Raw genomic sequence first — 26,558 nt, 5'->3', positions numbered from 1 at the left:
TCCATGAAAGAAAATACAGATTTTTTTGTCAGTAAATCCTTGGCCTCCTGGGATGAGGCTGGGCCTGTTCACTGGGAATTCAGCAAGCGGCTACTTGAGAAAGTCTCCGAGTCTAATTTTAATGCATTAGAACAAGACTTTGATGGCATGTTGGATGAGTTTGATCTTTCCGGAAAGTCAGTGGTTCAAATTTGCTGCAATAATGCGAAAGATTTAATCTCCATCAAAAAGAAAGGTGCCGGGCTCTGTGTGGGGATTGATGGATCCCAAGCTTTTGTTGATCAAGCTCGGCTTTTGGTAAATGCCTCAAGGTGTTCGGATGTAGAAATCGTATGTTCTAACATCTATGAGTTGCCTGATGAGTATATCGGCCGTTTTGACTTTGCGGTTATCACCATTGGCGTACTGAACTGGATGCCGGACCTGAAGCGGTTTATGAGTATCTGTGCTTCGCTGCTGAAGCCGGGTGGTTATCTTTTAATGGAAGAAATCCATCCGGTTTTAAATATGTATGAGGAAGGTAATCCCTCACACATTGCCATGTCTTATTTTAATCGCGAGCCACAAAGGGATGATCAAGGTTTGGGCTATTTGGATGGTAGAAAATATCAGGCTAAAGAAAATTATAATTTTCATCACACCTTGTCAGATATTTTGATGGCGGCAATTGAAAGTAATCTATCTCTACAGAAGTTTGTTGAACTCGGGAAGAATGTGGGTAATTGGTGTGGAGATTTGGAAAGCTCTGAATGTGTTCCGCCAATGGCAATGCTGGCTTGTTGGAAAAAGGACTTATAGATTTTGACGTTCACCAAGGTCCTAAGCTATAGAGCCAGTAGAAATAGGCTAAGAAAAGAGGCCTGCCATTAAAGTTGAGTCTTAAATTCCTTAATTTTTGTATTTATACGGACAATATTTCTTCCGGCAGTGATACCTCAATATTTTAGAGGGCGTGCCACTGTTGTCTACTTGATGTTCTGTAGATTTCTTGGGCAGCAGCATCCGTATTGAAATCGCTTAACTTGCTTTATTGAGAGGCTAAATGAGCCACATTGGCTAATTATTCGAATGATTTATAAATTCAAATGAAATCACTTAATAAATCGTTATCATGATAAAGTATACTCTTTGTGCCCATGGTGGCGCCGGTAGTCCAAAGGAGGAGGTTGTCGCACAAATCACTCACTTAGCCGCAGTTTCAGACTGCTGAGACGGTAGAATTGGCCGGCATAGGCCAAGAGAGGGTAGAATCCCGCTCTTAAAACTATTAAAAGACCCTTTTTTACGAGGAGATAGCAAATGCGTCAGACAATGATCGCACTAGCCGTAGCCGCATCCCTGGCGGTTGTGGGCGGTTGTGGTGAAAAGGCAAAACAGGCTGAGGTAGCTAAAGACACTGTGAAAGCCGAAGAGTCCATGGCTGTAACTCCAGAGCACGCCAGTAACATGCTGCTGGCAGAGTGGACTGGTCCCTTTGGTGGTGTACCTGCGTTTGACAAGATGAAGCTGGAAGATCTCAAGCCCGCAATTGAAAAAGGTATTGAGATAAGCCTTACCGAGCTAGGTGCGATCGCTTCAGATTCCGCTGAGCCAACCTTTGCTAACACCATTGTGCCGATGGAGCGCAGTGGCGCCGAGTTAAGCCGCGCAACGGCTTACTATGGAATCTGGGCTGCGAATATGTCTTCACCAGAGTTCCGCAAAGTTCAGCAAGAGCTGGCACCGATCTGGGCTGATTACGAGTCCAAAATTTATCAGAACAAAGACTTGTTTAAGCGCATCAAGGCGATTTACGACCAGCGCAACGCGATGGACCTGGATGCTGAACAGAAGCGTGTGGTTGAGCTGATCTATACCCAGTTCTCTACCAATGGTGCGACCCTGGAAGGTAAGGCCAAGGAGCGCTATGCGGAAATCAACAAGCGCCTGGCTGAACTTTATACCAAGTTCTCCAACAATGTACTGGCGGATGAGGAAGGCTACGATATCTTCCTGAGCAAAGATCAGTTGAGCGGCCTGCCGGAATCCTTCGTTGCAGCGGCGGCAGCACTGGCGGAAGAGAAGGGCGAGAAGGGTAAGTACGCAATAACCAATTCCCGCTCCTCTATGGATCCATTCCTGACTTACTCCGATGATCGCGAGCTGCGCAAGCAAGTATGGACCAACTACTACAGCCGTGGGGACAATGGCGATGAGCACGATAACAACGCCATCATCGCTGAAATCCTGAAGCTGCGTGATGAGCGCGTAGGCCTGCAGGGCTTCGATAACTACGCTGAATGGCGCCTGCAAGACCGTATGGCTAAAAATCCTGAGCGGGCCATGGACCTGATGGAAGCGGTATGGCCCGCAGCAGTTGCCCGCGTAAAAGAAGAAGTAGCTGATATGCAAGCGGTGGCGGATGCCGAGAAAGCCAATATCACTATTGAGCCCTGGGACTATCGTTACTACGCCGAGAAGGTTCGCAAGGCCAAGTACGACCTGAACTCCGATGAAGTGAAGCAGTACCTGCAGCTAGATAACCTGCGTGAAGCCATGTTCTACGTAGCTGGTGAGTTGTTCAACTTCAAATTCACCCCGGTGAAAGAAGGTTCCGTACCGGTATTCCACGAAGATGTTAAAGTCTGGGAAGTCACTGACAAGACCAGTGGCGACCATATCGGCCTCTGGTACCTGGACCCATTTGCCCGTGCTGGCAAGCGTTCCGGTGCCTGGGCAACCATGTATCGTGACCACTCCACCTTTGATGGCAAGAAGAACGTCTTGTCTTCTAACAACTCCAACTTTATCAAGGGCGCGCCGGGTGAGCCTGTGCTGGTGAGCTGGGACGATGCCGAAACCTTCTTCCACGAGTTTGGCCACGCGCTGCACTTCCTTGCTTCCAACGTGACTTACCCGACCCTGAACAGCGGTGTTCGCGACTACACCGAGTTCCAATCCCAGCTGCTGGAGCGTTGGTTGTCTACCGATGCGGTTATCGATAACTATCTGGTGCACTACAAGACTGGTGAGCCTATTCCTGCGGATCTGGTGAAGAAGATTAAGAAAGCCGCCAAGTTCAACTCTGGTTTTGCCACCACTGAGTACCTGGCCTCTGCGCTGATTGATATGAAGTTCCACACTGCTGATCCCGAGGGTATCGACCCAGATAAGTTTGAGCGTGAAACTCTGGATAAGCTGGGCATGCCGAAAGAGCTGGTCATGCGTCACCGCACCCCGCACTTTGGCCATATCTTCTCTGGTGAAGGTTATGCAGCTAGCTACTACGGTTACATGTGGGCCGACGTGCTGACTTCCGACGCCTCTGAGGCCTTCTCCGAGTCTAAAGGTGGCTTCTACGACAAAGAGGTAGCAGCCAAGTTGGTGAAACACCTGTTTGCACCGCGTAATGCTGTAGACCCCGCTGATGCTTATCGTGCTTTCCGTGGTCGTGATGCCAATATCGAAGCGTTGATGCGCGATCGTGGCTTCCCGATCCCGGAGAAGAAAGAGAGTACGGTTGCCTCCAAGAACTAGTTTATTGATTTAATAAATTGTTCATGAAAAAGCCGCATCTTTGAATGCGGCTTTTTTTGTTTAAGTGGTCTTTGAGTTAAGAAGTGCTCGAGAATAAAAATTTATTAACCATATGTTTGCGGCATATGCAATCTGCATTGTAAAAATTTCCTATTCAATATTGGTCTCGTGATCCCCTCATTGGCTGGTAAGTAGATACCCAGAAGTTATTTCTAGGACGAATTTTCAATACTGGGCAAGGTCTTCATTTATAAAAGTAAGTCCCTAGCTATATCTGCTGCCCTCTATTTTTAGCGGAATCAGATAGCTGGTTCTTATGTTCCATTTCTGATTGGTCGTTGTTTTTTTGTTTTGTTATTTGTTAAAAAAATTTAACTAAAAATATTAGGTTGCTTGTTGAAGTGTTCTTCTCTTTTTCTGCCCTTGTGCTTATAAATTAGCAATAAATATCCTATCGACCTTAAATTTCAACGGCTGTATTCTTGCCCGCGTCGACATGCCCATTGATATTTTATTATTTTGACTTATATCAATTGGTTTTGTCGCCTTTCAAAATCTTAAACACCAGATTAGGTTACAAATCCGTGAATTTTCAGAGAAGGAACATGAAAATGAAAAAGTTAACCGGTGCAGTGCTGGGGGTTACCACAAGCTTGGCCTTATTAAGTCAATTGACACTGGCATCAGGCCAGGCAGTGGCTAATAGCATTCCAAACTTTACCGAGAATGAATTTGCACAACTGGAAGAGCAATTCTCCTCAAGGAAGGTGATGGTTGATGGCAAACTCTATCAGTTAACTGGGGATATGCTGGAGCTGGTTCCACAGGAATCCGGGCAGGTCAGTATAATGTCAGCCTTTGAGTTGTCAGCAAATAAGTGGCCTGAAGGTGTTGTCTATTATGATTTTCATGAAGACGTAACAGAAGAAAACCGCCAGCGATTCGTTGATGCTACCAAGGTTTGGGAAGAGGTCGCAGATTTACATTTTAAATTGCGCAAAGACCAAACCAATTATATCTACGTGCGAAATGGCAGTGAAAATCGATCTATGGTTGGAATGTCTGGTGGCGGGCAGTTTTTCAGTATGAAAGACTGGAGTATGAAATATATTATTGTTCATGAGCTGGGTCATGCCATCGGCATGAGACATGAGCAGCAGCGTTCTGATCGGGATCAATATGTGATGATCCTGGAAGACAATATAAAGCCAGCGTATATCTACAATTTTGATGTTCGCCAATCACACAACTACAGCGAATACGACTTCCTGTCAGTCATGCACTATCCCTCCCGCGCATATAGTGCTAATGGGAGTGCGACAATTGTCCCCAAAAAAGGCTATGAGAAATATGATGGCATTGTAGGGCAGCGCGTCGACCTCGGAGCAGGTGATCAGGTAGGGGCGGCTTCTCACTATGGTACTGTGAATATCAACATTCCTGATTCGGCATTTAAATCTTATTTGCTTGCTTATTTTGATGCCGATAATAATGGTGAAATAAGTAGTTTAGAGGCGGCGAAGGTTGAGGAAATTCATACCCCTGGAAACGGTGAAATTCAATCTTTGCAAGGTATACATCTTTTTCGATATCTAAAACATCTTACTGTTGCCAGTGAAAATCTAACCGAGGTTCCTGAGTTACCCAAGCGCTTGGAGTCTATGAATTTCTCTGGCAACCATTTGGATTCCGTTCAATTTGAGTGGGTAATGGATAAGCCTTTCCTAAAAGAGGTAGATTTCACCAATAATTTATTGGATGTTTATTCCTGTGAAATGCTCACTTTTATCAATGGTGTGATCGAGGGCGGTAATATCCAATACAGCCCGGTTAAGGGTGGTGAAACATTTATTTGTGATGAAGAGGCGGAGCGAACACTTATTTCTGGCAAACCAAGGGTCGACTTACGGGGGAAAGATGGCAAGCTATTTCACATTGATGTCCCTGAAAATGCTCAAAAACTGACTATTCAAACAGAAGAGTCGGAAATAGGCGGTGAGATGAATGTATATGTGGCTCATAACCGCCTACCCGATACCACAGATTTTGACTACAAGTCTGAAAATGCCGGTAATATCGAAAACATACAGATCATCTCGCCTCAGTCAGGCCGTTGGCATGTATTGCTCACACCGGTAGAGCGTTCATTTGAAGGCGTGGATCTAACCGCGACTCTGGATTTGGGAGGTGAGCCTGGCAACCAGCTAGTCAACCTTCAGGAAATAGGTGAGTTGGCTGCCAGCAAGGGGGAGGCTTTGTATTTCACCATGAACGTTCCCCAAAATGCTAAAGATCTACAGTTTGCCATGAGTGGCGGCAGTGGTGATGCAGATCTCTATGTGCGTTTTGGTGAGAAGCCAACGGAATCTGTCTACGACTATCGTCCCTATATAGGTGGTAATGACGAAATTGCTTCAATTGCTAATCCGAAAGCCGGTGTGTGGCATATTATGCTATTGGGCTATGCGGATTTTGAGAAAGTCTCTTTAATGGGCTCCTTCAAAACGTTTACCCCAGAAGAATTCCTCGTAGCTGGTGAGACCATTGCAGATTTGGATGGCAAAGCGGGTGATGCGCTCACTTTTAAAGTTCAAGTGCCAGAGGGCGTAGCTAAACTCTCTATTGCCACTGGATCTTCATTTATCGGTTCTCTTGGTGATGTGGATTTGTATATAAGGTATGGTGAGGAGGCTTCTGTGAGCAATGCGGATTTCACTTCAGAAAACTGGACCAGTCATGAGTCTATTAATGTGAGTGCGCCTCAAGCAGGCGTCTGGTATGTCACCGTTTATGGCTATACTGATTTTGAAAATCTCTGGTTAAGTGTTGATTATTAACGGCTAGGTAATTTATTTATTTTGGGTGATGGGTTGATTTAAATTTAAATCAACCCATTGCCTGCTTTGCATTTAAAAAATTGATCAATTGCAATATTTTGTGTGTGTGCTTGATTCAGTGAAAGCTATTTAGGGAAGATTGGGTCATATTTTATTGGTGATATTGGTTGAAACTACTTAGGGCTTCATCCTAGGAGGGGTTAAAGCTCAGTTGATCTCTCACTTCCATAAGTGCAAAGCCCATAAGGTTAAGGCCTGCCCAGGTTCTTGGGTCTTGTATTGTCGAGCTATCCTGCGCTTGACCTACCCCCCAAATTTTATCAACGGGACTAGCCTCCACTAAAACCCTATCCTTTGTATTGAGCAAAAATTTCTTTAGGTCATTATTTTGGGAAAACTTAGCAAGGTTACCATTAACGACAATCTCAAATCGTTTTTTTATCCAGATGTCATGGCTAAAACCAACAACCTGCCGGCCTAACTCCTTGGCTTTACCGGGGTGATCTGAAGTTAGAATCTTTTCACAGGCCTTGTGGTCCTTAAAAAGTTTGGCCTTGTGGTACATCATGTAGTGTTCAGCAGTAATAAAATGATATCCATCTTCCTCGAATTTGGTGTCATACCACTGGCTAAGACAGCTCTTTGAGATCTGGTTATCTATTTCTTGATGCCCCCAAAAAAAGACATACTTAACTTTATTTCCTTTGTCTACGACGTCGATAAGTTGATCTCTTGACCTTATATTCATTTTTCATCCATTTAAAGATTGTTTTGGTGTAAAACTATTTGTTCGGAGAGTTTGTTACTGAAAAGCTATAGATCCACTTTTAATGTAACATTATAGATATAATTGGGGTCGCTGGAGCTCCAGATCACTTACTTTTAGTATGAGTTTAGACAAGTATCTGGGGATTTATGCAGAGAATATAACTCTTAGCTAATTATAATTATTGCTGAGATTCTTTATCTCCTTCAATCCAAGTTTGCAAAACCTATATCTGCCAGATTTCTTGTGAGTCAATTTCAACAATTCATAACTCGAAAGATAAAATCGGCAAACTTTCTGGGCGGTAGGTCGCCTATGATCTCTTCCTGATGGCTGGCATAGGCTACATTCAGGGGAAAAAGTCTCAGAGCCATTACTTCTATGGTACGCCAGCCTCTAGTGGGGGTACTCAGGTGGTCAAGACGGGTTACTATTGTATGGAGGCAATCAGGGGGAGCTGCAGGAAGCGGATAATATCTCCACCTCAACTACCTGCACTGGCGATATCCTTACTGACTTTTCTTTTTATCCAGGGTCTCAAGAACCCTGAGCACGATGTGGTTGGCTCTACAGCCAATTTCATGTTCGTTTGCCTGAAAATTGTTATCAATGGCCTGCTTTAGTAGCGATAACAGTTTTCTCTCTGGGTAGAGCTGCAACCCTTTCTCCTATCAGTAGTCGTGATAGTATTCCAGAAGCGCCGCGCCACGCCTGCCCAGGGCGCCATCGGTAGATAATTTAATACTGCGTATGTAGTGTCGCGCATCAAAGTTGATACTAAGAATTTTGTTCTCAAATAATATTTTTTATAAGATAGATTGCTAGAATAAATCTTAAATAGAGGAAAAGTTACTAAGGGGCAATTTTTTGACTTGGCTAGTAGTTTGTTTTGCCATTTGAGTGCAGCACAAAGCTAGTATGAGCGCTCAGATCCACTGAAGGTCAACATGGTTAGATGAAAGGAAATAAGCTCAGGTCTTTCGTGTCATTATTTTAAGTCCGAAATTATCATAATTACATCGCACTTCTTACTTGCATGTTACTTGCGGTTAAATGTTGACGCTTATTGTTATGTTGTGGCGTGACACATCATTAATGTTTTCAAGGTGGCTAACTAAGGTAGTTGTTCGCATCGAATTTTAGCACGCTGGGCGAGAATGTGTAAATAAGCTCCCTAATGTTGTGAATTTTTTGAGGATCTTACATTTTCTTATTTGGCATGGTTGAAAAGTATTTGTAAATGGCGACAATATTTTGTGATTGAAATAAAAATTTCTTTTAGATTAATATAAAGCCGAATAAAATGAAAAAAATAATTTACTTTCCCTTGCTGGCTCTTTCTCTGGCTGTAAATGCTGAATTCTATGATCCTATTGATGTGGATACTTTTATAGTATCAGATACCTATAAAAAATTGAGATTACAAAGAGGTTTCAATTTAAAGACTCCATTTTCGCAGCAAAGTTTTTGGGGGTCGCACAATACTTACAATACTTACTCTCATAATTACCCATGGCCTAACCAGGGTATCAGTATATATGATCAGTTGCGAATGGGGGCTCAATTCATTGAACTTGATTTGAGTTACGAAAGGAGTGGAATTCGACTATGCCATGCAGTTTGCGGGATTGTTGATCAGAGCTTGAGCGATGGCCTATTAGAAGTAAAAAACTTTCTTGATAACCCGTCTTTCAAGAATCAAGTTGTTATTATCTACTTGGAAGATAGAAATAATAATGTAGGTTATAGTGATAATGCAAGTGCTGAATTGTTGGATACAATTAACAATACGATTGGAAATTATGTCTATAAAAGCAATGGCATTGGTAGTATTTCGAAGAATTTAACTCCGCAAAATGTTTTGGCTCAAGGCAAACGCGTGGTTATTTATAAAGATCGTGATGTCAGTGTTAACGGTACATTAAATAACATGCTGTTTACTGGCTTGGGGCATATTGGTAGGAGTGCAGAATCAATTGCTAATGATTTTATTCCTCCCCAGAACCCATGGGAGAGTTTTAAGGATTTTGACTTCGATAAAATCCAAAATATTCACAGAAGTAACCAAGCTAATCTAGTTAATCTTGACCATATTGGTGGAGAGTACAATGACCTTGCCGCAATGGTTTGGAGTTGGGATCCGCTAATGAGAGGAAATGCAACTGGTGATAGTTACTTGAGGGCTATTGCTTCTGATGGTGTTTACCTCAATTCTGGCTGGAATGTCAGTGGTAATACATCTGAAAAGGCGCGATTTGCTTGTACAGATGGGAATACCTGGAGGATTACAGCTGGGGAGAACACATTTAATACAGGCGAGACGACCTGTCAGAATGAATTTAATGAGGGATATCACTTTGCGTATCCGAGAAACGCCTATGAAAATCAGCAATTAATAAATGCAATTACGGAATTGTTTCCCGATAGTACTTCTCTGATTGTTTATGACAACCAGCATAAGACTGGCGAGTCAAAGGTCATCAATGTTGAGGGTAGTTTTGGAGAAACCATAAATTTGAGTGAAGACTGGCATGACCGAATAAGCTCTCTGGTGGTTCCGAGTTGCTGTTACATAACAGCATGGACTGAAGAAGATCAAGGTGGGATTCCACAATTTTTCTACGGAGGAACATATAATACCATTTCGAATGGTTTTGATAATGCAATCAAGAGTTTTGCCATTTCTGAGAGGGGGCCTAGCGATCCCTACCGTCCACCGGTAAAAGTGTGGTTAGCATTGACTGTGGGGGACAATCAAGCTACCACTACTACCACACAGGCTTTTTGCGGCCAATCTGAATTGCCAGTATCAGATAGCCTGCCAGCAGAACATACAAATTTTTACAATGGTGAAACTCTGCTAGCCACTAATAAGGCTCGCCTTGAATTTAGTGGTGGGGAATTGAATTACTATGTGTGTGAAAAAAGAGTATGGACTTCTCCCAATTGGAGGCCTACTAATGACTCTCCAAGGGTGGTTTTCCAGGGGGACGGACACCTTGTAATTTATGGTTCAGTAGAGGGTGGATTCCATCATCCCGTTTGGGGGTCGGGGACACATGGTAAAGGTGTTACCGCGCTTCGTATAGACGAAAACTGTAAGCTTGTATTTGAGGATTCTAGCGGCGTAGTTAAAAAAATATTAGTTGATGGGTCATCTAACTGTTCCAAATGATCGGCAACGAGTCGCTCTTAATTGCAATGATAAGATTGAGGGTCCTTGTTGCTTCAATTTAATCGAATAAATCTTAGTGCAAGTATTTCTTCTATAAAGTTGAAACATATTTTCCTTGCTTTAGATAAAAGCTGATAAATCTGCAGCTTATCGATGCACAATTTAGATCGCTCAGACTAGTCTGAGCGATCTGTTTGTGAAAAAGTAAATAGGGAGCTAGCAAGTCCTTGTAACTATTTACTATGAACTAAGATCTGCCCTTTAATACGATATCTGTAGAGTCGCGCCTTTAAATTTACGGATCCGAATCCTGCAGTAGATATTAGTTGACCACTCAGGGCAGGAGAAGTGTAGACAAACCTATAAAAACGTATTCTGGTAAACCCTTTCCCCCTCAACCCAGGTCTCCATTACTTTTACTTTCCAGATTTCCTGAGGGTCAATCTTAAAGATATTTTTATCCAATAAAATAAAGTCCGCAAATTTCCCTGCTTCAAGGCTGCCAATCATTTTCTCCTGGTGGCCGGCATAGGCTGCATCCAGGGTAAATGCGCGTAGGGCTTGCTCCAGCGTCATTGCTTCTTTGGTGCGCCAGCCTTTGCTAGGGTTACCCTGGCGGTCGCGGCGGGTGGTTGCGGCATGAAGGCCAAACAAAGGGTTGGCGGGTTCAACCGGGAAGTCGGAGCCAGCGGCTATTGGAGTGCCCTGGTTGAGAAGTGTTTGCCAGGCGTAGGCGCCGATCAGGCGTTTATCACCAAGGCGGTCACCTGCCATATTTTTGTCGCTAGTGGCGTGGGTGGGCTGCATGGAGGCAATCAGGTTGAGCTGTGCGAAGCGGGGAATATCCTTCACCTCTATAACCTGTGCGTGCTCTACGCGGTGGCGATACTCTTGCTGACTTTTCTTTTTATCCAGGGCCTCAAGATGGTTGAGTACGATATGGTTGGCTCTATCGCCAATCGCATGTACGTTCACCTGGAAGTTGTTATCCGTGGCCAGTTTTAGTAGCGATAACATTTTGCTCTCTGGGTAGAGCAGCAACCCCTTCTCCTGTGGGCGGTCGTGATAGGGTTCCAGAAGCGCTGCGCCACGGCTGCCCAGGGCACCATCGGCAGATAATTTAATGCTGCGCATATAGAGTCGCGTTTCTGGGCTGCCGATATGGCCAGCCTTCAGCAACTTAACATAGTTGTGGCTGTCCACCGATAACATTGGATAAACCCGCATAGGAATGGCGTTTTCCTTGGCCAATTCTCGGTAGGCAGTGAGGGTTTGTTCGTTGATACCCGCATCGTGCACACTGGTCAATCCCAGAGAAAGCGCCGTAGTAAAGGCGTTTTGCAGGGACTTTTTTTCCTGGGCTAGGGTGGGGGAAGGTACTGCCTGTTGTAGCAGGCTCATGGCGTTGTCAATTAAGATCCCAGTGGGTTCCCCTTCGCTATCCCGCAAAATCTCTCCGCCCTCAGGGGCCTGCGTGCTCTTATCGATACCGGCAAGATGCAGGGCTTTGGAGTTTGCCCAGCCTGCGTGGCCATCTACCCGCCGCAACCAGATGGGATGATCAATCTCCAGAGCGTCCAGTTGCTCTCGACTGGGGAATTGTTTACCGGGCCAGGTGACTTGGTTCCAACCGCGGCCAAGCAGCCACTGGCCTGGTTCCAGTCTCTCGGCTTGGTGTTTTATCGCCGCAAGGGAATCCTCCAGAGAGTGGTCGCGCAGATCCAGTAACTCATTAAGTTGCCCAAGGCCCAGCATATGTCCGTGAGCATCAATCAGGCCGGGCAATAAGGTCTTGCCCTTGGCATCTATCCGTTCAGCATCTAAATACTTTTCATCCAGCTCAGTAAAATTACCAGTCTCCAGCACCTTGCCCTGGTCGAAGGCCATGGCATTGAACTGAATTAACGCTTTATCTGTGGTTTGGTATCCTGAAAAGTTATGGATGAGTGTCACTGCCTGGGAGCAGATAGAAGTGGCGGCAAGTAGTGTCGCCGCCAAAGTTTGGGCTAGACGCATATTGGAATGCCTTGTTGTTTTCGTTATTGGCCATTCTATGGTGGCTTCATGCCCCCTGAAAAGTAGATTAAATGGCTACTGGGTTAATGAGTGTGGGAGTAGGGGGCTTCTTACTGATCGGGTTCTATACGAAGTAAATGGCCCTGGGGTCCATCGGTGATGATGTAGAGATTGCCGTCTGCTCCGATTTCAGCGTCTCGAACCCGCTCACCGATGACAATTCTTTTCTCAATATTCAGCGGATCCCCTTGTGGATTGATTACCCTCAGGTCTTGGGTGACCAAACCAGCGGAAAGGAGGTGACCACGCCACTGTGGAAATGCTGTGCCGGTATAAATGGTGAGGCCGCCGGGGGCATGAGTATCAATCCAGGCAAGGAAAGGAGAGGTAAATTCCGGGCTGGCAATTTTGAAAGAGATGTTGGATCCATCCCGATAATCCCTACCAAAGGTCACTCTAGGCCAACCGTAGTTAGCGCCCTTTTGGACCTGGTTTAATTCGTCTCCAGCTGCAGGACCGTGCTCTGAGGACCAGATAACCTGGCTTTCAGGGTCGATAGCAAGCCCCTGAGGGTTGCGGTGGCCAAAACTCCAAATCTCTGGGAGGGCGCCTTTGGTATTTACAAAGGGGTTGTCATCAGGTACTGAGCCATCAGGGCCAATACGGATTATTGAGCCAAAGTGTGTTTGTAGATTTTGTCCCTGCTCACGGGCAAAGATGTCGAGAAAATCCTGTGGGGGATTGCCGCCGTCCCCAATACTGGCCAGCAGGGTACCGTCAGGGAGAAAGGCAAATCTCGAACCAAAATGTGCACTATTCTTTTTACCTTGAGCTGCCTTGAATATCTCTTGAAAGTCCACCAGCTGGCCACTTTGCCACCTTCCTTTACCAATAGTTAGGCGGTTACTTTCAGTATTGCCACTAGCGTAACTAAAATAAAGTAGCTGGTCTTTGTCAAAGTTTGGGCTGGCAATTACATCCAGAAGCCCTCCTTGCCCCTCAAAGAAAACCTGCGCTGGAAAATCAATAGCTTCGGAAAGGGTATTGTTGCTTATGGTGCGTAACTTACCATCTCGCTGAGTGATGATTAGAGTGCCATCAGGGAGCAAGGCTATACCCCATGGATATGGAATAGGGCCTGTCACCTTACTAATCTTAATTTTGTCTATCACGGGGATCGCGCCCCGGGAAAGAAAAGTATCAGCAGAGCTTACACCAGAGATGATTGTGCAAGTGAACGCTAATAATGTTGTATAAAAAGAAACCCTTCTCACTTTAGGCGACCCCTGGGGTAGGTGGGTGTGCCGAACAGTATAACAATAGGGCTATTGACAACAATATCGATTTGCCCAGTGCAATGAGCACTACGCATTGCATGAAGAGTCTCTTTCTTAGTGGTACCTAGTCTATACTGAACTATTTTTTATTTTGTAAAAATTCAATAGTGAAATAATCAACCATTTCAGCCTATCAGCTAAAAGTAGTAGGAGAATAGTTTACTCAAAATTTTTTAGGTTTTCCGCTTTCTACTTATATCGAGATTGTGATAATGGTAGTGAAATTAGCTGATGTGGCGCCAAAATACTTTTGACTTGTGGGAGTAGACGGGTGTCAATGAATAGCAGATAACGGGGGGGGAATAGCAGCTCTTTTGGTGAAAAAAATAGCTAAGGGGGGGAGTTGTTCAGGATATGTAATTGGAATTTATAGGCTTTATGGTTAAGCGATATTTTAATTGAGCGTGGTATGTAATACCTATGTTAATGCTATGGCCTTCATTTTAGGGTTTAAGATCTACATTGACAGGCCTTAATAGTCAAGCAGGCTATAGCAACTCTTAAAGAGTTCTTCTCAAGAAAATCTGATGGTTCAGCGGATTCTACCCCAGCCTCATTGAGGCTAAACAAAGAAGTTAACTCCCTTCTTTTTGAAAGCAAGCATACATGTACTCCATGTATCAACCAAGGAGAAATGGCTACCGGCACAGGCTAGAGTTAAAGAAAGCTTGTTGTTTTTCCTTTCATTGGTGAATAGCTGTTACTCAGGCGACTAATAATTTAGTTTTACGCAGGATAATAAGCCATATCTACTGGTTCGGATTGTTATTTGCTGAGATAGAAATAACGTGTTAAGCAGCTCTTTATATTTTTATTTCAAACAAAACTATTTTAATACTTTTGTCTTAGTGACGATTATTGTGTTTAGCAGTTGCTTTTATATTTGCCACTTGCCTTACCCCAAGCCCGAATCTTTTGGCAACTGCTGATCGAGATTCACCAAAGTGCAAAGCTTGTAAAATCTCACGATTACGTGCCTGAATGTCGATTTGTCGTGATGTGGGTAAGGTGAGATAGGTACCGCCATAGATGTCACTAAGGGTTTGCAAGGATTGGATGGGTAGTATATCTATCAGCTTGCTTCTCTCTGGATATTTAGGGATATAAACATCCTGCCCTCCAAAAGAAGCTATCAGTATAAGCATATCGCTATAGCCAATTAGCTCGATAAGCTCTTGCATCAGATCTGGTAGCTTCTTGTGATCAATCTCCACACTATAAAAGCGGTTTTGGTTCCCTTGCTGCATTTTGTCATCCTTGTCAGATATAACATGCAACGAGAGTACGATTAACGATATACCCTGGCGTAGAGTGAAATGGTTCCCAATGCGTTATGGTGTGGCTTTGTGCTCTTTTGATTTTTTTAGGGATGGATGAAAGTGAAAAAAGATTTTATGATGAAAGGAAAGGTAGTATTTACAAGTTGTGGGAAAAAGTAACACCGGAGTTTGCAGTATCCGGGGTTGAATTTTGATTTTTTGATCTTTGTAGATATTTAGGAAATATATGTGGGCCCAAAGGCATTGACCTGCTAGCCGATAGCCAAATACTTTAATTCATCGTTCTACGGTGGCTCGTTGTTAATGATGAATGTTGACATTTTCAATAAATGTCAATGATTTAATACTTCTTGGTTGGGTGGGATTAATCATTGGTTGATCTCTACTTGAACTTTTCTTCTTTTAAGGGGCGTTCTATGAAGCAAGCTATCTTGAAATGATTGTCTGGGAGAGGAGCTGATAAAAGTTAGTAGCCGTTTAAAATCAAGTTGATGCAGCTATCAGAGGAGTAATGTTTGCCCATACTCCTAGGAGTCAATCCTTTGGTGCTTTATGCTCTTTAGCTGTGATTTATAAGTAGGACGACTCTAAAAGATGAAAGAGAATGTTCACTTTAGAGAATAGTTGTTAGTTTATTGGGTGAGGGGTGGCATTCAAGAGTTGAATACACATGCCTCACGCCCTTCTATCATTCTATGGGAAGAGAAGTCTATATAGGTGCTTGAGGCTTCTTTGCTCCCTATCTTCTTTGCGGTACAGACTTTACTTTACAGCTTTTGAGGATGCTCTATTTGTCTTTATTTGATTAAAAGAGGTAAATAGAAAGTAAGAGTATAAAAATTTATTTTTGAATTGTGATGTAATTCACTTGCTGTGTAAGTGAATTACATTGATGTGTAGAGTTTAAGTATTAAAAATTGGTTCCATGTAGGACCGTAATAATGCTTGTGGGGTGTTGTTGCTCTAAGAATTTAGTAGTTTTTTCTTAGAGGAGTCAGTGTTTTTGAATAAGTTTTTTTAAACTGGCTGAAATTATTTTTAATTAGGAGGGTGGTTGTCTGGATATGATAGGTGGCACTGTATGGTAATGTTTGATGTAAGTGCGCCCAGCGGATGGCCAGGCGCTATTTTCCTACTGAGTGTCAGGTCTGTTGTACAAGGTGTCTTCAGGTTCTAGCAACTTTTCGCTGTTTGAATTCCTGGCTGCATTGGGGGCAAAAAATAACTCTGCGCAAACCCATATTGCTCCAATGCCTGGTATGGCAACGATCAACATACGACGGGGTAGCCCAGAACTGCGAAGGCGTTTGCTGCATACTGTTAGCGAAACCCAGATTATGCTTAGCTGAACCGGGACACTGACTACCGCCATAAATATTTCTGCAGTTTTCCAAATTCCATCGCTGAAATTAAAATTGCCATATTCCAATATTAGCCCAGTAATAAACTGAATGCAGAGCACCGGTATTATAAAAAGCAGCCAGAACTGTCGCCGCGTTACGTTACCATCAAAGTTGAAATAAAAATCCAGATAGTCTTGATCCCTCATGAGCATTTCCTCATCTGATTGTCAGAGCTTATATGGTGTGGTTCCGAGGTGATGTATTATCATCGGGAATTGCTTCACTGTTTTTCTTTAGGCTCTCAAGTTGGGATCTATAAGCGGCTTCTCTCTGAAATATTTTGCGCACATAATGGCGGGTTTCTGTGCCGCGGCAATAGCCATATTTTACCTCTGGACTATTGTAGAACTCTGCTTTTTGCAAGAGTACGATGTAATCTTCAACTCCTTTGCTGTTGCTGGTTGAGAACCATTGGTTAGGGTTCATCCCATCCTGCAGTGCTAGTCGGCGGGCATCTAAGACGTGTCCGGCACCTGCGTTATAGGAAGCAAAAGTAAAGGCCATGGCATCCCGTTTCGGTAAATTCATCCAACGTTGATATTGATTCAGATTGTACTTTGAGCCACCTTGGATATTTTGTGCCGGGTTAAAGTTATCCTTTACTCCCATTTCATTGGCAGTTTCAGGCATTAACTGCATTAGCCCCTGTGCCCCGGCGTGGGATATGGCATTAGGCCTAAAGTTGGATTCTGTAGATGCTTGTGCGGCAAGCCATACCCAATCGAAAGGTTCAATTGCATAGCGTTTAAAGAGCTTGTCCCAGGGGCTTAACGTGTTATTGGGTAGGATATATTCTTGTTGGTAGCCTACTCTTAGCTTGTTTGGTTGGCTCAGAAATTTCTGGAGTATTGTCTGGGCCTCTGCACTTTTCAGCCAACTGTTGAGATCGTCGAGGAGAGAGGTATCATTATCCTTGGTTAAAGCAAAAGCAACCTTTCGATTTTCCCCAAATACCAGCGAGGTATCTAAGTTATTTCTGTAACCATTACTTCCATTCACGATGTGTTCATCGGCGATAGTGAAATCTATTTCCCCCATGCTAACGGCATCAATGAGTTCAAGAATTGATACTGCTTTATCCGCAAAACCAATTCTGATTGCTGTCATGTTTTTTGCGCTTCCGGGATAGGTCAGGGGAATTTCTTGAGATAGGGCTTTCTCCTCTATCTCATCAAGATAGGCGCTATCTTGATGAATAATGAGTGTTTTTCCTTTTAGATCCTTGAATACTGCTAAGGCTTTTTTTTTGCGCTGTACGAGTACCTCCCGTGTTTCAAATAATGTGTGACTAAACGTTATTTGTTTTTCCCGCTTGCGGGTGTGGGTAAGATCTGCAGCTGCTATGTCTACGTTTCCTTCTTTCACTAAAGTTAAAATTTTGTTAATCGATGACGTTTTTTTGAATTCAATATTTACGCCCAGGTGCTCTGCATAAGCTTGTAGTAAATCGCATTCCAGCCCGGCAGGCTGACCACGATGATAATAACAGCCCACCCCATCCATTCGCGTGGCGACAGTTAACGTATCTATTGCCAGGATACTGTTGAGTCGATTCTTCGGGATCTTGCAGGCATAGATAATGACTCCTGAGAGGATCATTGCTGAGAGAAGGAAAATCCAACTTTTATTGAATGACTTCATGATAGCTCCTTAACTTGGTTTAAATCTTGGAGCCTATCGATGTCTCGCTAAGCCAAAAGGAGGAAGCAATTCCCGATTAACTGGTTATAAATCGCGGTTTAGAGTGATCGGGCTACATACCTAGCAACCCTCTAAGAGAAGGAAAAAACATGTCTGATGAAACTGATAGCAACTTGGAAGGAATTGATCCCTCGCCTTACCGGGATCGGCTCGACCCCAAAGTATCTGATGAAACCACTTCAAGTGCTGCGAAAAGCCTAAATCTAGATGGATTGCGCGATCTGTCTGCACTTTCCAAATTACAGGTACGTGAATTTACTCATACCAGTTCTACCCAGATGCAGGCCACATCCAATGCCATGACACAAATGGCTGCGGCTGGCGCCACTGCGGTAAATGCTATTTTGGGTAATGGTAGTAAAGGGGAGGGGCAAAAAGATACTGCACAGCTATCTAATCGCTGATGGAGAAAAGTTTCCCGATTATCAGTGATTGGGATTTTCCGTACAGTGATATAGCCCAATAACTGGGTTGATTAATTAACTGATTGAAAGGAAAAAATTATGTCTGATGAAACCAATACTGTAGACGGTATTCAACCTTCCCCTTATCGCGATCGTGTTGACCCTAAAGTCTCTGACCAGACAACCAGTTCTTCAGCACAAAGCCTGAATCTGGATGGTCTACGTGACCTGTCTGCGCTCTCCAAGCTGCAGGTTCGTGAGTTTACTCACACAGGTGCAACACAAATGCAAGCAACCTCCAATGCTATGACGCAAATGGCGGCGGCAGGTGCAAAGGCCGTAAATTACATCATGGATGGCGGTAAGTAAGGTTTTTGACCTTCAAGGGGTAGCGGTTTATCGCTACCCCTTAATAAAAGGAGCAAGTTATGAGAGATACTTTCCGAGATCGCCTGGCGACTAAAGTGGTTGATCAGATGGCAACTTCTTCAGCACTTAGCCTTCATCTAGATGGTCTGCGCGATTTGTCTGCACTATCTAAACTACAAGTACGTGAATTTACCCATACCGGCGCAACTCAAATGCAGGCAACAGCAAATTCAATCCTGCAAATGTCGGCAGTTGGGGCGCGCACATTTAGAGATACCTTCTAATTTACTGTCTGAAAGGATGAACAGATGGCAAAGGATGATGATACACCAACGCTTAGGGAGCTCTCCGCAGGGAAGGGGAGGCTGATTGATGTGATGTCTAGTGCTTACTTGCAGCGTTCCATCAATAGCGCTGTGGAAACTACGCTGCAAGATCAAGTCAATGCGCGCAACCAGCGTATGTTGTTGATGACTAAGCAGCTAAATAAAATAGTTGATTTGTAATTTTATGAAAGACGAGGGGGGGGCGGCAAAAGAAGGGAAGCGTATGTCTTCCTCTTTTTTAGTTCAAAGTGCAGCCGATCATGTAAGGGATACAGCCTTGCAAACCTCTACAGTTGCCGGGAAAGCTTTTCAGAAATGGTTGACCCAACCATTCAACCTCATCTTCCTGCTGATAATCATCGTTGCACATATACAGTTGATCGTGGCTGTGATTCAGAGTTTCTTGATGCTGTTGCTTTCAATGTTCATGCGTTAAGGATTTCAACTTATGCCTAATACAAAACCTACAAGAGAAAGTTACCTCCCTCCGGATTTTGAAGAGCAGCTGGATAAACTGATTAGCAGTCAAGGCACCGATGTTGACTTGGGTGAAGAGCTACAGCAGTCAATCATGGCTATCTGTCGAGAAGTTAACGATGCATTGACAAAATCCTTTTCGGATATATCAACTACAGGCTTTGAGATGGATGACCAAATAAAGGGGCAAGGTGAAGATAATGAGTAATCAGACTAAAAATACTTTTCAGCCGGATGTGAGTAATATTTCCAAGCAAATTGTGAGAAACGCGGTAGAGCTACAAGGAATTCACATTTTACAAGGAAAATCTGACTCGTTAAGGGATGAAAGACTTAGCAATATCATGTTAAAAAATAGTGTGATGATGAAGTGGCTTCAGAATCCATCCAATACCAGCTATAAGGAAGTATTAAGTGGTATAGGTGTCAACTCACTAAAAGACGATGTCAGAGAAGCTTATCAGTATGCTCTTGAAATGGTCCATCAAAAGAGTAATAAAAGTTAACATAGCGCTCCAGCTGACCTTTAGTGACTAGAGGGCAATAACTCGTGGGGTTTCCTGGAGAGACCGGGGAGAGAAAATACAGCAAGGAGCTTGCTGCAATGCAGCCAGATTATGATTTTGCGGTTTTTATCGGCCGCTTCCAGCCATTTCATTTCGGCCATTTGGCTGTGATTTAAGGTCGCTTACAAGAAACCAAATTTTTATGTATTGAGATAATTTTAGTTCTCTAGAAAAAATCTTCAGAAATTTAGATGAGCGACGATTGATTGGATAGAGGGCTTGGTTAATCTGTTTTTCTACACCGCTCGTTAGCGGCTTCTCCAATGCTTGATCTATTCACCATGAAATAAATGTATATGTAATCAAGCTAAGGATTAAGATACAAAGTAAATGCCAAGAGTATACAAAAAGGAGAAACATAAAGACAAAAAACCTTTCTAGTTAGCCCTAGACTTCTGCTAGCTATGTCAATGTAGCTTATTGAACACTCTGTAATTTTTTAAGATAGGAATTAATGATGCCAGTAACACAACTTAGCCAATTACCTAATGCTCGAGCAATTTGGAGTGCAATAGATCAGTACAATATTTATGTGGTCGCCACAATGAGCGATGCTTTCGCACAAATACCGGACACTGGAGCCGACTTTCAAATGCCACCTCCGATACTTATGTATCATGAGGGAGACATGTGTGCACTTCTCATAATGGGAGAAAGGCATGGCGCACAATCTCAGGATATAAGAGCAGCTGCAAAAAATACTGCAACTGCAATTTTAAATATTCCCGACACGATGATAGCAGTTGAAGAACCTATTGAAGTTAATGATAGACTCTATTCCAATGGTGGGGCCCAAAAACAATTATCATTAATTGGTGATCAAAACCTACTTACATACGACCCCTCTTTGAGAGGTGCAATTAGCGCCGAGCTTGCTGATCAAGGCTATCGTCTAAATACTGATGCTCAGCCCTATCGTTTTTCTGCAGAACAAGGAAGGCGTTATGATCCTAGATATGGACAAAATGGAAATGCGCCATTGATAAACAACCAAATGGCCACTTCTTTAAGCACCTATGCTAACACGGGGGCACTCATAGCTTATCCAGTTGGACCCGACCATCTAAGGTTTGGGCCCGATGCCTACGTCAGAAATGAGAATGAAACTTTACAAGGTCAACTCCTAGCAAAAAATTGGACGGTACTTGAAATTTCAGAACCTCCTCGTGGCGGTAACGGTAACGGTAACGGTAACGGTAACGCTCAAAATTAACAGATAAATAAACATATCAAATTATTAATCTGTTGTAGTTCAGACTTGATCTGACAGTCACCGGTTTTTCAGAAGGTGCTCTGTCAGGTCAAATTCAGTTTACGAGCTCCTCCTTCCAGATACTTTTACCCTCTTCAAGGGTTGCTATCGGTGTGCGACCACAACACTTTTTACCTTGATGAGTTCGATCATTATTGTAATATACGAGCCATTCGTCTAGATCCTTTTGTAGGTCTTCTATTGATCCATAGATCTTTCGTCGCAACGATGGTTGGTAGAACTCTTGTAATATAGTTTTATGGAAGCGCTCACGATGGCCAGTACCAAACGATTCGCGAGCAGCAGTTAGGAGAGTGTATCAATCAGCTTCGCTGGGTATTTCGCGATGACAAGCTGTTGGTCGATCAGGATTTTGAGGCCGTCCGCTTACTGGCAGAAATGCCGACACAGGAGGGGATGCTGGCAACAGCTATCTGAGCTCTTCTTATTACATCGCGTTCAAGAGCCGGCTTATACCGGCTTTACCATTCATTGGCGACTGATAGCCCAACCTTATAGAGATCTTCTGCCAAGGTGTGAATTTCTTCCGACAAAGAGATTTGCTGGGCCCATTCCTCAGGTATTCCAGAAACTCCGTAGTAAGCTCCGGCTATTTGTCCGCAAATGGCTGCTGTTGTATCAGCATCGTTGCCAATATTGGCTGCCAAAAGAATGGCTTCCCGAAAACTATTGGTATTGAAAAAACACCAAAGCGCCGATATTAGGGACTCGATAACGTAACCACTTCCGGTTAACTCTTCATAGTGCTGGTCTAGAAATTGCCCACTGGCAATGGTTTTTACTTTTTCAGTAGTTGGAGTTTGTTCGATAGAAGCGAGAAGCTCATTTTTATTGATGCCAATAAATATGGAAAGTATTAGATTACAGAGGAGTCGGCAGCTTTCGATGCATTCGTCCGAGCCATGAGTGGTTCTGGAGCTTTCCCCTGCGAAATAAATGGCATCCGAAGCTGTTGAAGAAAAAAATATGGGAATTGGCGCTAAGCGCATGAGTGAACCATTACCTGACGAGCGAGTAGATGTTGAACCACTAAAAGGATCACCTGTTTGCAGATATCGATTTAATGCGGATAAAACTGTTGAACCAATATCGAAGCACTCACCCGTAGAGCTCATATACCCATATTGGTACCAGTTACAGTAACGATTCATCTGATTAGTCGCACTGAAGCCTTTTTTCTGGAGTAAACTGTGGGCCAGGCAGAGCGCCATGGAGGTATCATCGGTCCATTGCCCCTTTTTTAATCCAAATGGGCCTCCACCTTCCATGTCTGATAAAGGAGTGAATTCCCCTTTGTACTTAAACTCCAACGTGGTGCCCACAGCATCACCGCATGCGAGTCCGACTAAACAGCCTTTTACCTTGTCTAGCGTTTCAATATTCACCTATAAAAACCTTCTTATACCTGCTTGAGAGTGATTGCTAAATAAAATTAGGGACAATGGGGCAGGGCTATTGCTCCAGATTCCGCACGAAAGTATGTTTCCCTGAACCTGGACGCAAACTGTACAACGCGGCCGGGCGACCTCGCTCAGTACGTTTTTCACCGGTATCTATCAGAAGATCTGCCTGCTCAATCCTTCTGCGAAAGGACTTTTTCTGCAGTGGCTTGCCGATAATGACTTCGTGCACCTGTTGAAGCTCGGGTAGAGTGAATTTCTTTGGCAGTGCGTAGGCTGGGATAATACTGTAAAGAGCCTTTTGAATAAGACGCTCATGTGCCTTATTAATAATTTTGAGATGATCAAAGGCCAAGTTCATTTTCTTAACTTTTTCGATAGGCAGCCAGGCGACATCGGAGATGGTTTCTAATTCGCTTTCACAGGCCTGATTAGCGATCAGAGCCGTGTAACAAATGGTTACAGACCAGCCCCGTTGATCTCTGGAGGCGCCACCAAAGGTAGCTAGTTGCTCAACATAAGGGGGAACAACTCCGGTTTTCTCTTTGAGCTTTCGGGTGACCGTATCCTCTAGGGTCTTATCTTCGCTCTCGGAAATGAAACCTCCCGGCAGCGCCCATTTTCCCTGTTCGGGATGATTGGAGCGCTCTACCAGCAAAACTTTGAATTGACTATCTTGATAAGTAAACAAGACGGCATCTACGGTAACTAGAGGGGCTTCAAAGTTGCCCTTGTCGTAGGCGGCAAGGAATTCTTTCTCGTTCATTGCCTCACTAAGTGTCAGTTGGTCACTTATGGTAGCTGCCTAATCTTGCGTGCTCAAGGGGGTTAGAGGGGTAAACAAATTCTTCTTGTCAATTGAATAGAGCAAAATGAGAGGAGAGATATGTCACGCTGGTTGATTATTACTGGATTGGTCCTGATAGTCGTTGGTATAGCGCTGCATTTTGCCCCCTGGCTATTTAACTGGTTTGGCCGGTTGCCGGGGGATATTCGTATTGAATCTAGCCGCACTCGTTTTTATTTTCCAATTGTCTCGATGATTATTGTCAGCCTGATATTAAGCCTCTTAGTTAATTTTTTCCGCAGATAAATATTCTATTGATGCAGCAGAATAAAAAAAGGCCGCATGGGGGCGGCCGCAAGGGACTTATAGGAGAGTATGAGAAAAGGAGGGTGCGTTCTCCGCTAGTCAAAAAAGGTCGTCCGTGACCTACCTGATTCAGCCTCTGAAATTGCGCAAAAGCGCAGAGTGATTTGTATTTCAGGGGCTTTGCTGGCCGTGACCAGCGACGACGCTTCCTTGCGTCGTATCAATCCGGCTATCCACAAATTAGCCGGATTAATAACTTAGAAATCGTACTTAATGGATGCAGAGAAAGTACGGCCCGGAGCAGAGTTTACGTAGATATCACTGTCTTCATCCCAGCCAGCAACATTTAGGTAGGGCACAAACTCCTTGTCGAGCAAGTTGTTGACTGCCAGATTGAGAGACATCTGCTCCATCAGCTGGTAGCCCAGAGTCCAATCTACAGAGCCATAGCCTGGAGTTCCTGTTTCGCCTTCATTGACATGTTCCATGCGGTCTGCCCAGCGCACTAGTACTTGGCTGGAAAGTTGTGCGCCTGTGTAGCTGGCACCAACGACACCGGAAAGTGGGCTGATACTGGTGAGGTATTCGCCGGTGGTATCGTTTTCACCGCGTTGATAGCTGGCATTAGCAAATAGCTCGAACGCTGGAGATAGGTACCAATTTGCGCTCAGCTCCACTCCTTTGATCGTCACTGAGTCTATGTTTTGGTATTGGTATTGCTCAAACACGTGCGAGAAACTGCCATCGTTGTTGAAGAAAGTTTCGCTGTCTATGAGTTCAGTTTGGAGGAAGTCATCATACTCGGTAGTGAAGGCGGCAGCGCTGAAGGCGATGGGGCCCAGGTGTCCACGCAGGCCGAGTTCGAAGGAATCGCTGGTTTCTGGAGACAGATCATCAGCTGGTAATACCTCGTAAGCATAAGTAGAAGTTGGCTGTTTATAGTGCTCGATATATGCCAGATCGTAGGCTGGTACTTTGAAACCCTGGCCGTATTGGATGAAGGCAGACAAGCGAGAGTTGATTTTGTAGAGGGCTCCTAGATTGAAGGAGAGGTTGCTCTCCTCAATCGTGGCAAAAGGAGTACCGTCAGCTTTTTCTGCACCATCGGGGTCCATTTCGTACCAATCGTAGCGTACCCCTGGGGTTACAATCAGCTGTCCATTGGCAAAAGTCATTTCATCGTTCAGGAATAATCCCGCACGGGAGACTGCATTTTCTGGGAACTTTTCTGTTGGGATATTCATTGTGGATGTACCAGCCACTTCGCGGTACTGGAGTAGGGTACGGCGGCTTTCGGTTTTTTCCAGGTCTAGGCCGTATCCCAGCGTGTGGGTTTCGCTCAGAGTCTTGCTGGCATTGGAGAGGAAGCCAATAGTATCTTGGCTATAAAGGCCAGTTTCCCACATATCACGGATTTCAAGAACTCCAAACATAGGGGCATTGATGTCCAGCTGGCCATACTGTTCGTCTTGCTGTTCGGATTCATTTTTATACAGGCTGATACTCAGCTGGTCATAGACTGCACTGGGAGTTTCGCTGTGGTAACGCAGTTGGTAAGCGCGGACCTCTTTATCGGAGATTGATTTTTCCTTGACGACGTTGTAGCCGTAATCGGCCAGCCCGCGGAAGTAGTGAAGCAGGCCGTCGGCGCTGTCGCCGGTACTTTCCTGATTCCAATGATCTATGCTGAAACTGACAAAGTCCTCACCGCCAAGGTCGTACTTGGCCTTGTAAAGCAGGCTTTTTGACTCGATTTCGAAGGGGGCTTGGCTCTCGTCGAAATTTTGTTGCTCTTCTCCATCGCGGAAGGTGGTATGCAGTAGTTGTTCAAAGTTGCCGGTGCGCAGAGCCAGGGTAGGGGAGATGTGTGATTGATTGGTAATACCGGTGTATCCGGTTTTGATCGCACCGCCGAATTGCTCTCCGTCCTCTAAGTAGTCGCTGGCATCTTTGGTGGTGAATACCACGATGCCGGCAAGCGCGTCAGAACCGTATAAAGAAGACGCAGCGCCCTTGGCCACCTCTACCTGTTTCAGGGTATCTATTTCAATAAAGCCGCGGCCCACGATGTCATTTTTACCATTGGCTCCATAGCCCTCGTTAACCCGCATACCGTCTTTGATAATCAGTACCCGGTCGCCACCCATGCCGCGTACCAGGATATTTTGTGCACTGCCGGCGGCGCCGGTTACTTCAACTCCGGGCTCGTATTGGAACAGCTGATTCATATCGTTCAGCTGAAGCTGTTCGATGTCCTCATTGGTGACAACAGAAACACTTCCTGCGACATCTTTCAGCGGCTTTTCCGCGCGGCCGCTGACCACAATCAGTTCCAGGTCGCTGTTGGCTTCTGAACCTGAAGTTTCGGCATGCAGGTTAGCGACGGAAGCCAGGCCCAGTATGGCCGCTGCAATTGGGCGAAGTTTCATGGTGTTGTCCTTGAGGTAATTTCTGTACTTCTGCTCTTGTTGGTCGGCAGTGGTTGGTTGCTCACCACTGGCGCCGATTGAGGGGGGATTATAGGGATAATTTTCTTAATGTAAAGCTAAATGCGAATCACTATCAATTAGATTAAATTTGACGTTGATAGGGAGTTCCGTTAGTTTCCGCGGCCATTAA

General features: G+C 44.4%; 22 protein-coding genes and 1 pseudogene. 13 read left to right on the top strand and 10 right to left on the bottom strand.

The features are described 5' to 3' along the window. Nucleotides 1-3: 3 nt before the first annotated feature. The 3 genes from ACJJI0_RS07350 (at nt 4) to ACJJI0_RS07340 (ending at nt 6,353) form a co-directional block, all read left to right on the top strand. The gene (locus ACJJI0_RS07350) at nt 4-798 is read left to right on the top strand and encodes a class I SAM-dependent methyltransferase (RefSeq protein WP_444885337.1); all 795 of its coding nucleotides are present in this window, start codon (nt 4-6) and stop codon (nt 796-798) included. 501 nt (nt 799-1,299) lie between these two features. Further along, on the top strand, nt 1,300-3,516 hold the full coding sequence (locus tag ACJJI0_RS07345) for a M3 family metallopeptidase (protein ID WP_444885336.1): 2,217 nt from the start codon (nt 1,300-1,302) through the stop codon (nt 3,514-3,516). Between the two features lie 611 nt (nt 3,517-4,127). Further along, nucleotides 4,128-6,353: a M12 family metallopeptidase gene (locus tag ACJJI0_RS07340; protein WP_444885335.1), complete on the top strand. Its 2,226-nt coding sequence runs from the start codon at nt 4,128-4,130 to the stop codon at nt 6,351-6,353. Nucleotides 6,354-6,543: 190 nt separating this feature from the next. On the opposite strand, the gene ybiA is transcribed toward ACJJI0_RS07340, so the two are convergent. Then, the gene (gene ybiA, locus ACJJI0_RS07335; protein ID WP_444885334.1) at nt 6,544-7,101 is read right to left on the bottom strand and encodes a riboflavin biosynthesis intermediates N-glycosidase; all 558 of its coding nucleotides are present in this window, start codon (nt 7,099-7,101) and stop codon (nt 6,544-6,546) included. Nucleotides 7,102-8,422: 1,321 nt separating this feature from the next. On the opposite strand from ybiA, the gene ACJJI0_RS07330 reads away from it, so the two are divergent. Then, nucleotides 8,423-10,294 carry a phosphatidylinositol-specific phospholipase C domain-containing protein gene (locus ACJJI0_RS07330; RefSeq protein WP_444885333.1) on the top strand — a complete coding sequence of 624 codons (1,872 nt, stop codon included), beginning with the start codon at nt 8,423-8,425 and terminating at the stop codon, nt 10,292-10,294. Nucleotides 10,295-10,654: 360 nt separating this feature from the next. Here ACJJI0_RS07330 and ACJJI0_RS07325 read toward each other — a convergent pair whose 3' ends face one another. From ACJJI0_RS07325 to ACJJI0_RS07305, 5 genes are all read right to left on the bottom strand, one after another. After that, complete coding sequence (locus ACJJI0_RS07325; RefSeq protein WP_444885332.1) at nt 10,655-12,310, bottom strand: amidohydrolase; 1,656 nt, start codon at nt 12,308-12,310, stop codon at nt 10,655-10,657. A gap of 110 nt (nt 12,311-12,420) precedes the next feature. Beyond that, on the bottom strand, nt 12,421-13,482 hold the full coding sequence (locus tag ACJJI0_RS07320; RefSeq protein ID WP_444885331.1) for a PQQ-dependent sugar dehydrogenase: 1,062 nt from the start codon (nt 13,480-13,482) through the stop codon (nt 12,421-12,423). A 1,010-nt stretch (nt 13,483-14,492) separates the two neighbouring features. Beyond that, nucleotides 14,493-14,894, bottom strand: a complete 402-nt coding sequence (locus ACJJI0_RS07315; RefSeq protein ID WP_444885330.1) for a hypothetical protein — start codon at nt 14,892-14,894, stop codon at nt 14,493-14,495. Between the two features lie 1,165 nt (nt 14,895-16,059). After that, complete coding sequence (locus ACJJI0_RS07310) at nt 16,060-16,476, bottom strand: DUF805 domain-containing protein (RefSeq protein WP_444885329.1); 417 nt, start codon at nt 16,474-16,476, stop codon at nt 16,060-16,062. A 28-nt stretch (nt 16,477-16,504) separates the two neighbouring features. Next, nucleotides 16,505-17,971: an MltF family protein gene (locus tag ACJJI0_RS07305; RefSeq protein ID WP_444885328.1), complete on the bottom strand. Its 1,467-nt coding sequence runs from the start codon at nt 17,969-17,971 to the stop codon at nt 16,505-16,507. 149 nt (nt 17,972-18,120) lie between these two features. On the opposite strand from ACJJI0_RS07305, the gene ACJJI0_RS07300 reads away from it, so the two are divergent. The 8 genes from ACJJI0_RS07300 to ACJJI0_RS07265 all read left to right on the top strand — a co-directional run bounded on the left by ACJJI0_RS07300 (nt 18,121) and on the right by ACJJI0_RS07265 (nt 21,386). Beyond that, nucleotides 18,121-18,435 (top strand): hypothetical protein, encoded by a 315-nt coding sequence (locus tag ACJJI0_RS07300; RefSeq protein WP_252085480.1) that lies wholly within the window; start codon nt 18,121-18,123, stop codon nt 18,433-18,435. A gap of 99 nt (nt 18,436-18,534) precedes the next feature. Continuing rightward, the gene (locus ACJJI0_RS07295; protein WP_152453976.1) at nt 18,535-18,804 is read left to right on the top strand and encodes a hypothetical protein; all 270 of its coding nucleotides are present in this window, start codon (nt 18,535-18,537) and stop codon (nt 18,802-18,804) included. Nucleotides 18,805-18,863: 59 nt separating this feature from the next. Then, nucleotides 18,864-19,088 carry a hypothetical protein gene (locus ACJJI0_RS07290; RefSeq protein ID WP_252085481.1) on the top strand — a complete coding sequence of 75 codons (225 nt, stop codon included), beginning with the start codon at nt 18,864-18,866 and terminating at the stop codon, nt 19,086-19,088. Between the two features lie 24 nt (nt 19,089-19,112). Beyond that, the gene (locus ACJJI0_RS07285) at nt 19,113-19,310 is read left to right on the top strand and encodes a hypothetical protein (RefSeq protein WP_152453974.1); all 198 of its coding nucleotides are present in this window, start codon (nt 19,113-19,115) and stop codon (nt 19,308-19,310) included. Between the two features lie 4 nt (nt 19,311-19,314). Further along, on the top strand, nt 19,315-19,566 hold the full coding sequence (locus ACJJI0_RS07280) for a hypothetical protein (protein WP_252085482.1): 252 nt from the start codon (nt 19,315-19,317) through the stop codon (nt 19,564-19,566). Between the two features lie 12 nt (nt 19,567-19,578). Then, nucleotides 19,579-19,815 carry a hypothetical protein gene (locus ACJJI0_RS07275; RefSeq protein ID WP_444885327.1) on the top strand — a complete coding sequence of 79 codons (237 nt, stop codon included), beginning with the start codon at nt 19,579-19,581 and terminating at the stop codon, nt 19,813-19,815. After that, nucleotides 19,808-20,113, top strand: coding sequence for a hypothetical protein (locus tag ACJJI0_RS07270; protein ID WP_444885326.1), 306 nt, complete (start codon nt 19,808-19,810; stop codon nt 20,111-20,113). The genes ACJJI0_RS07275 and ACJJI0_RS07270 overlap by 8 nt, the downstream gene beginning before the upstream one ends. Nucleotides 20,114-20,630: 517 nt before the next feature. Then, nucleotides 20,631-21,386 (top strand): hypothetical protein, encoded by a 756-nt coding sequence (locus ACJJI0_RS07265; RefSeq protein ID WP_252085485.1) that lies wholly within the window; start codon nt 20,631-20,633, stop codon nt 21,384-21,386. Nucleotides 21,387-21,480: 94 nt separating this feature from the next. Here the strand turns inward: ACJJI0_RS07265 and ACJJI0_RS07260 are convergent. The 3 genes and pseudogenes from ACJJI0_RS07260 to ACJJI0_RS07250 all read right to left on the bottom strand — a co-directional run. After that, a pseudogene (locus tag ACJJI0_RS07260) lies at nt 21,481-21,732 on the bottom strand (integrase core domain-containing protein); the annotation flags it as partial. 175 nt (nt 21,733-21,907) lie between these two features. Beyond that, on the bottom strand, nt 21,908-22,831 hold the full coding sequence (locus ACJJI0_RS07255; protein WP_444885325.1) for an ADP-ribosylglycohydrolase family protein: 924 nt from the start codon (nt 22,829-22,831) through the stop codon (nt 21,908-21,910). A gap of 67 nt (nt 22,832-22,898) precedes the next feature. Continuing rightward, a complete protein-coding gene (locus tag ACJJI0_RS07250) occupies nt 22,899-23,612 on the bottom strand; it encodes an NUDIX hydrolase (RefSeq protein WP_444885324.1) in 714 nt (237 codons plus the stop codon). A gap of 120 nt (nt 23,613-23,732) precedes the next feature. Between ACJJI0_RS07250 and ACJJI0_RS07245 the strand changes: the two genes are divergently transcribed. After that, a complete protein-coding gene (locus tag ACJJI0_RS07245) occupies nt 23,733-23,939 on the top strand; it encodes a DUF2905 domain-containing protein (protein ID WP_252085488.1) in 207 nt (68 codons plus the stop codon). Between the two features lie 257 nt (nt 23,940-24,196). On the opposite strand, the gene ACJJI0_RS07240 is transcribed toward ACJJI0_RS07245, so the two are convergent. Then, nucleotides 24,197-26,368, bottom strand: coding sequence for a TonB-dependent hemoglobin/transferrin/lactoferrin family receptor (locus ACJJI0_RS07240; protein WP_444885323.1), 2,172 nt, complete (start codon nt 26,366-26,368; stop codon nt 24,197-24,199). Between the last annotated feature and the right edge of the window lie 190 nt (nt 26,369-26,558).

It is taken from the genome of Microbulbifer mixtoriginis (SeqCode), assembly GCF_052466695.1.
Note: the sequence above shows the minus strand (reverse complement) of the source record. Positions and strands in the feature narration are given on the sequence as shown.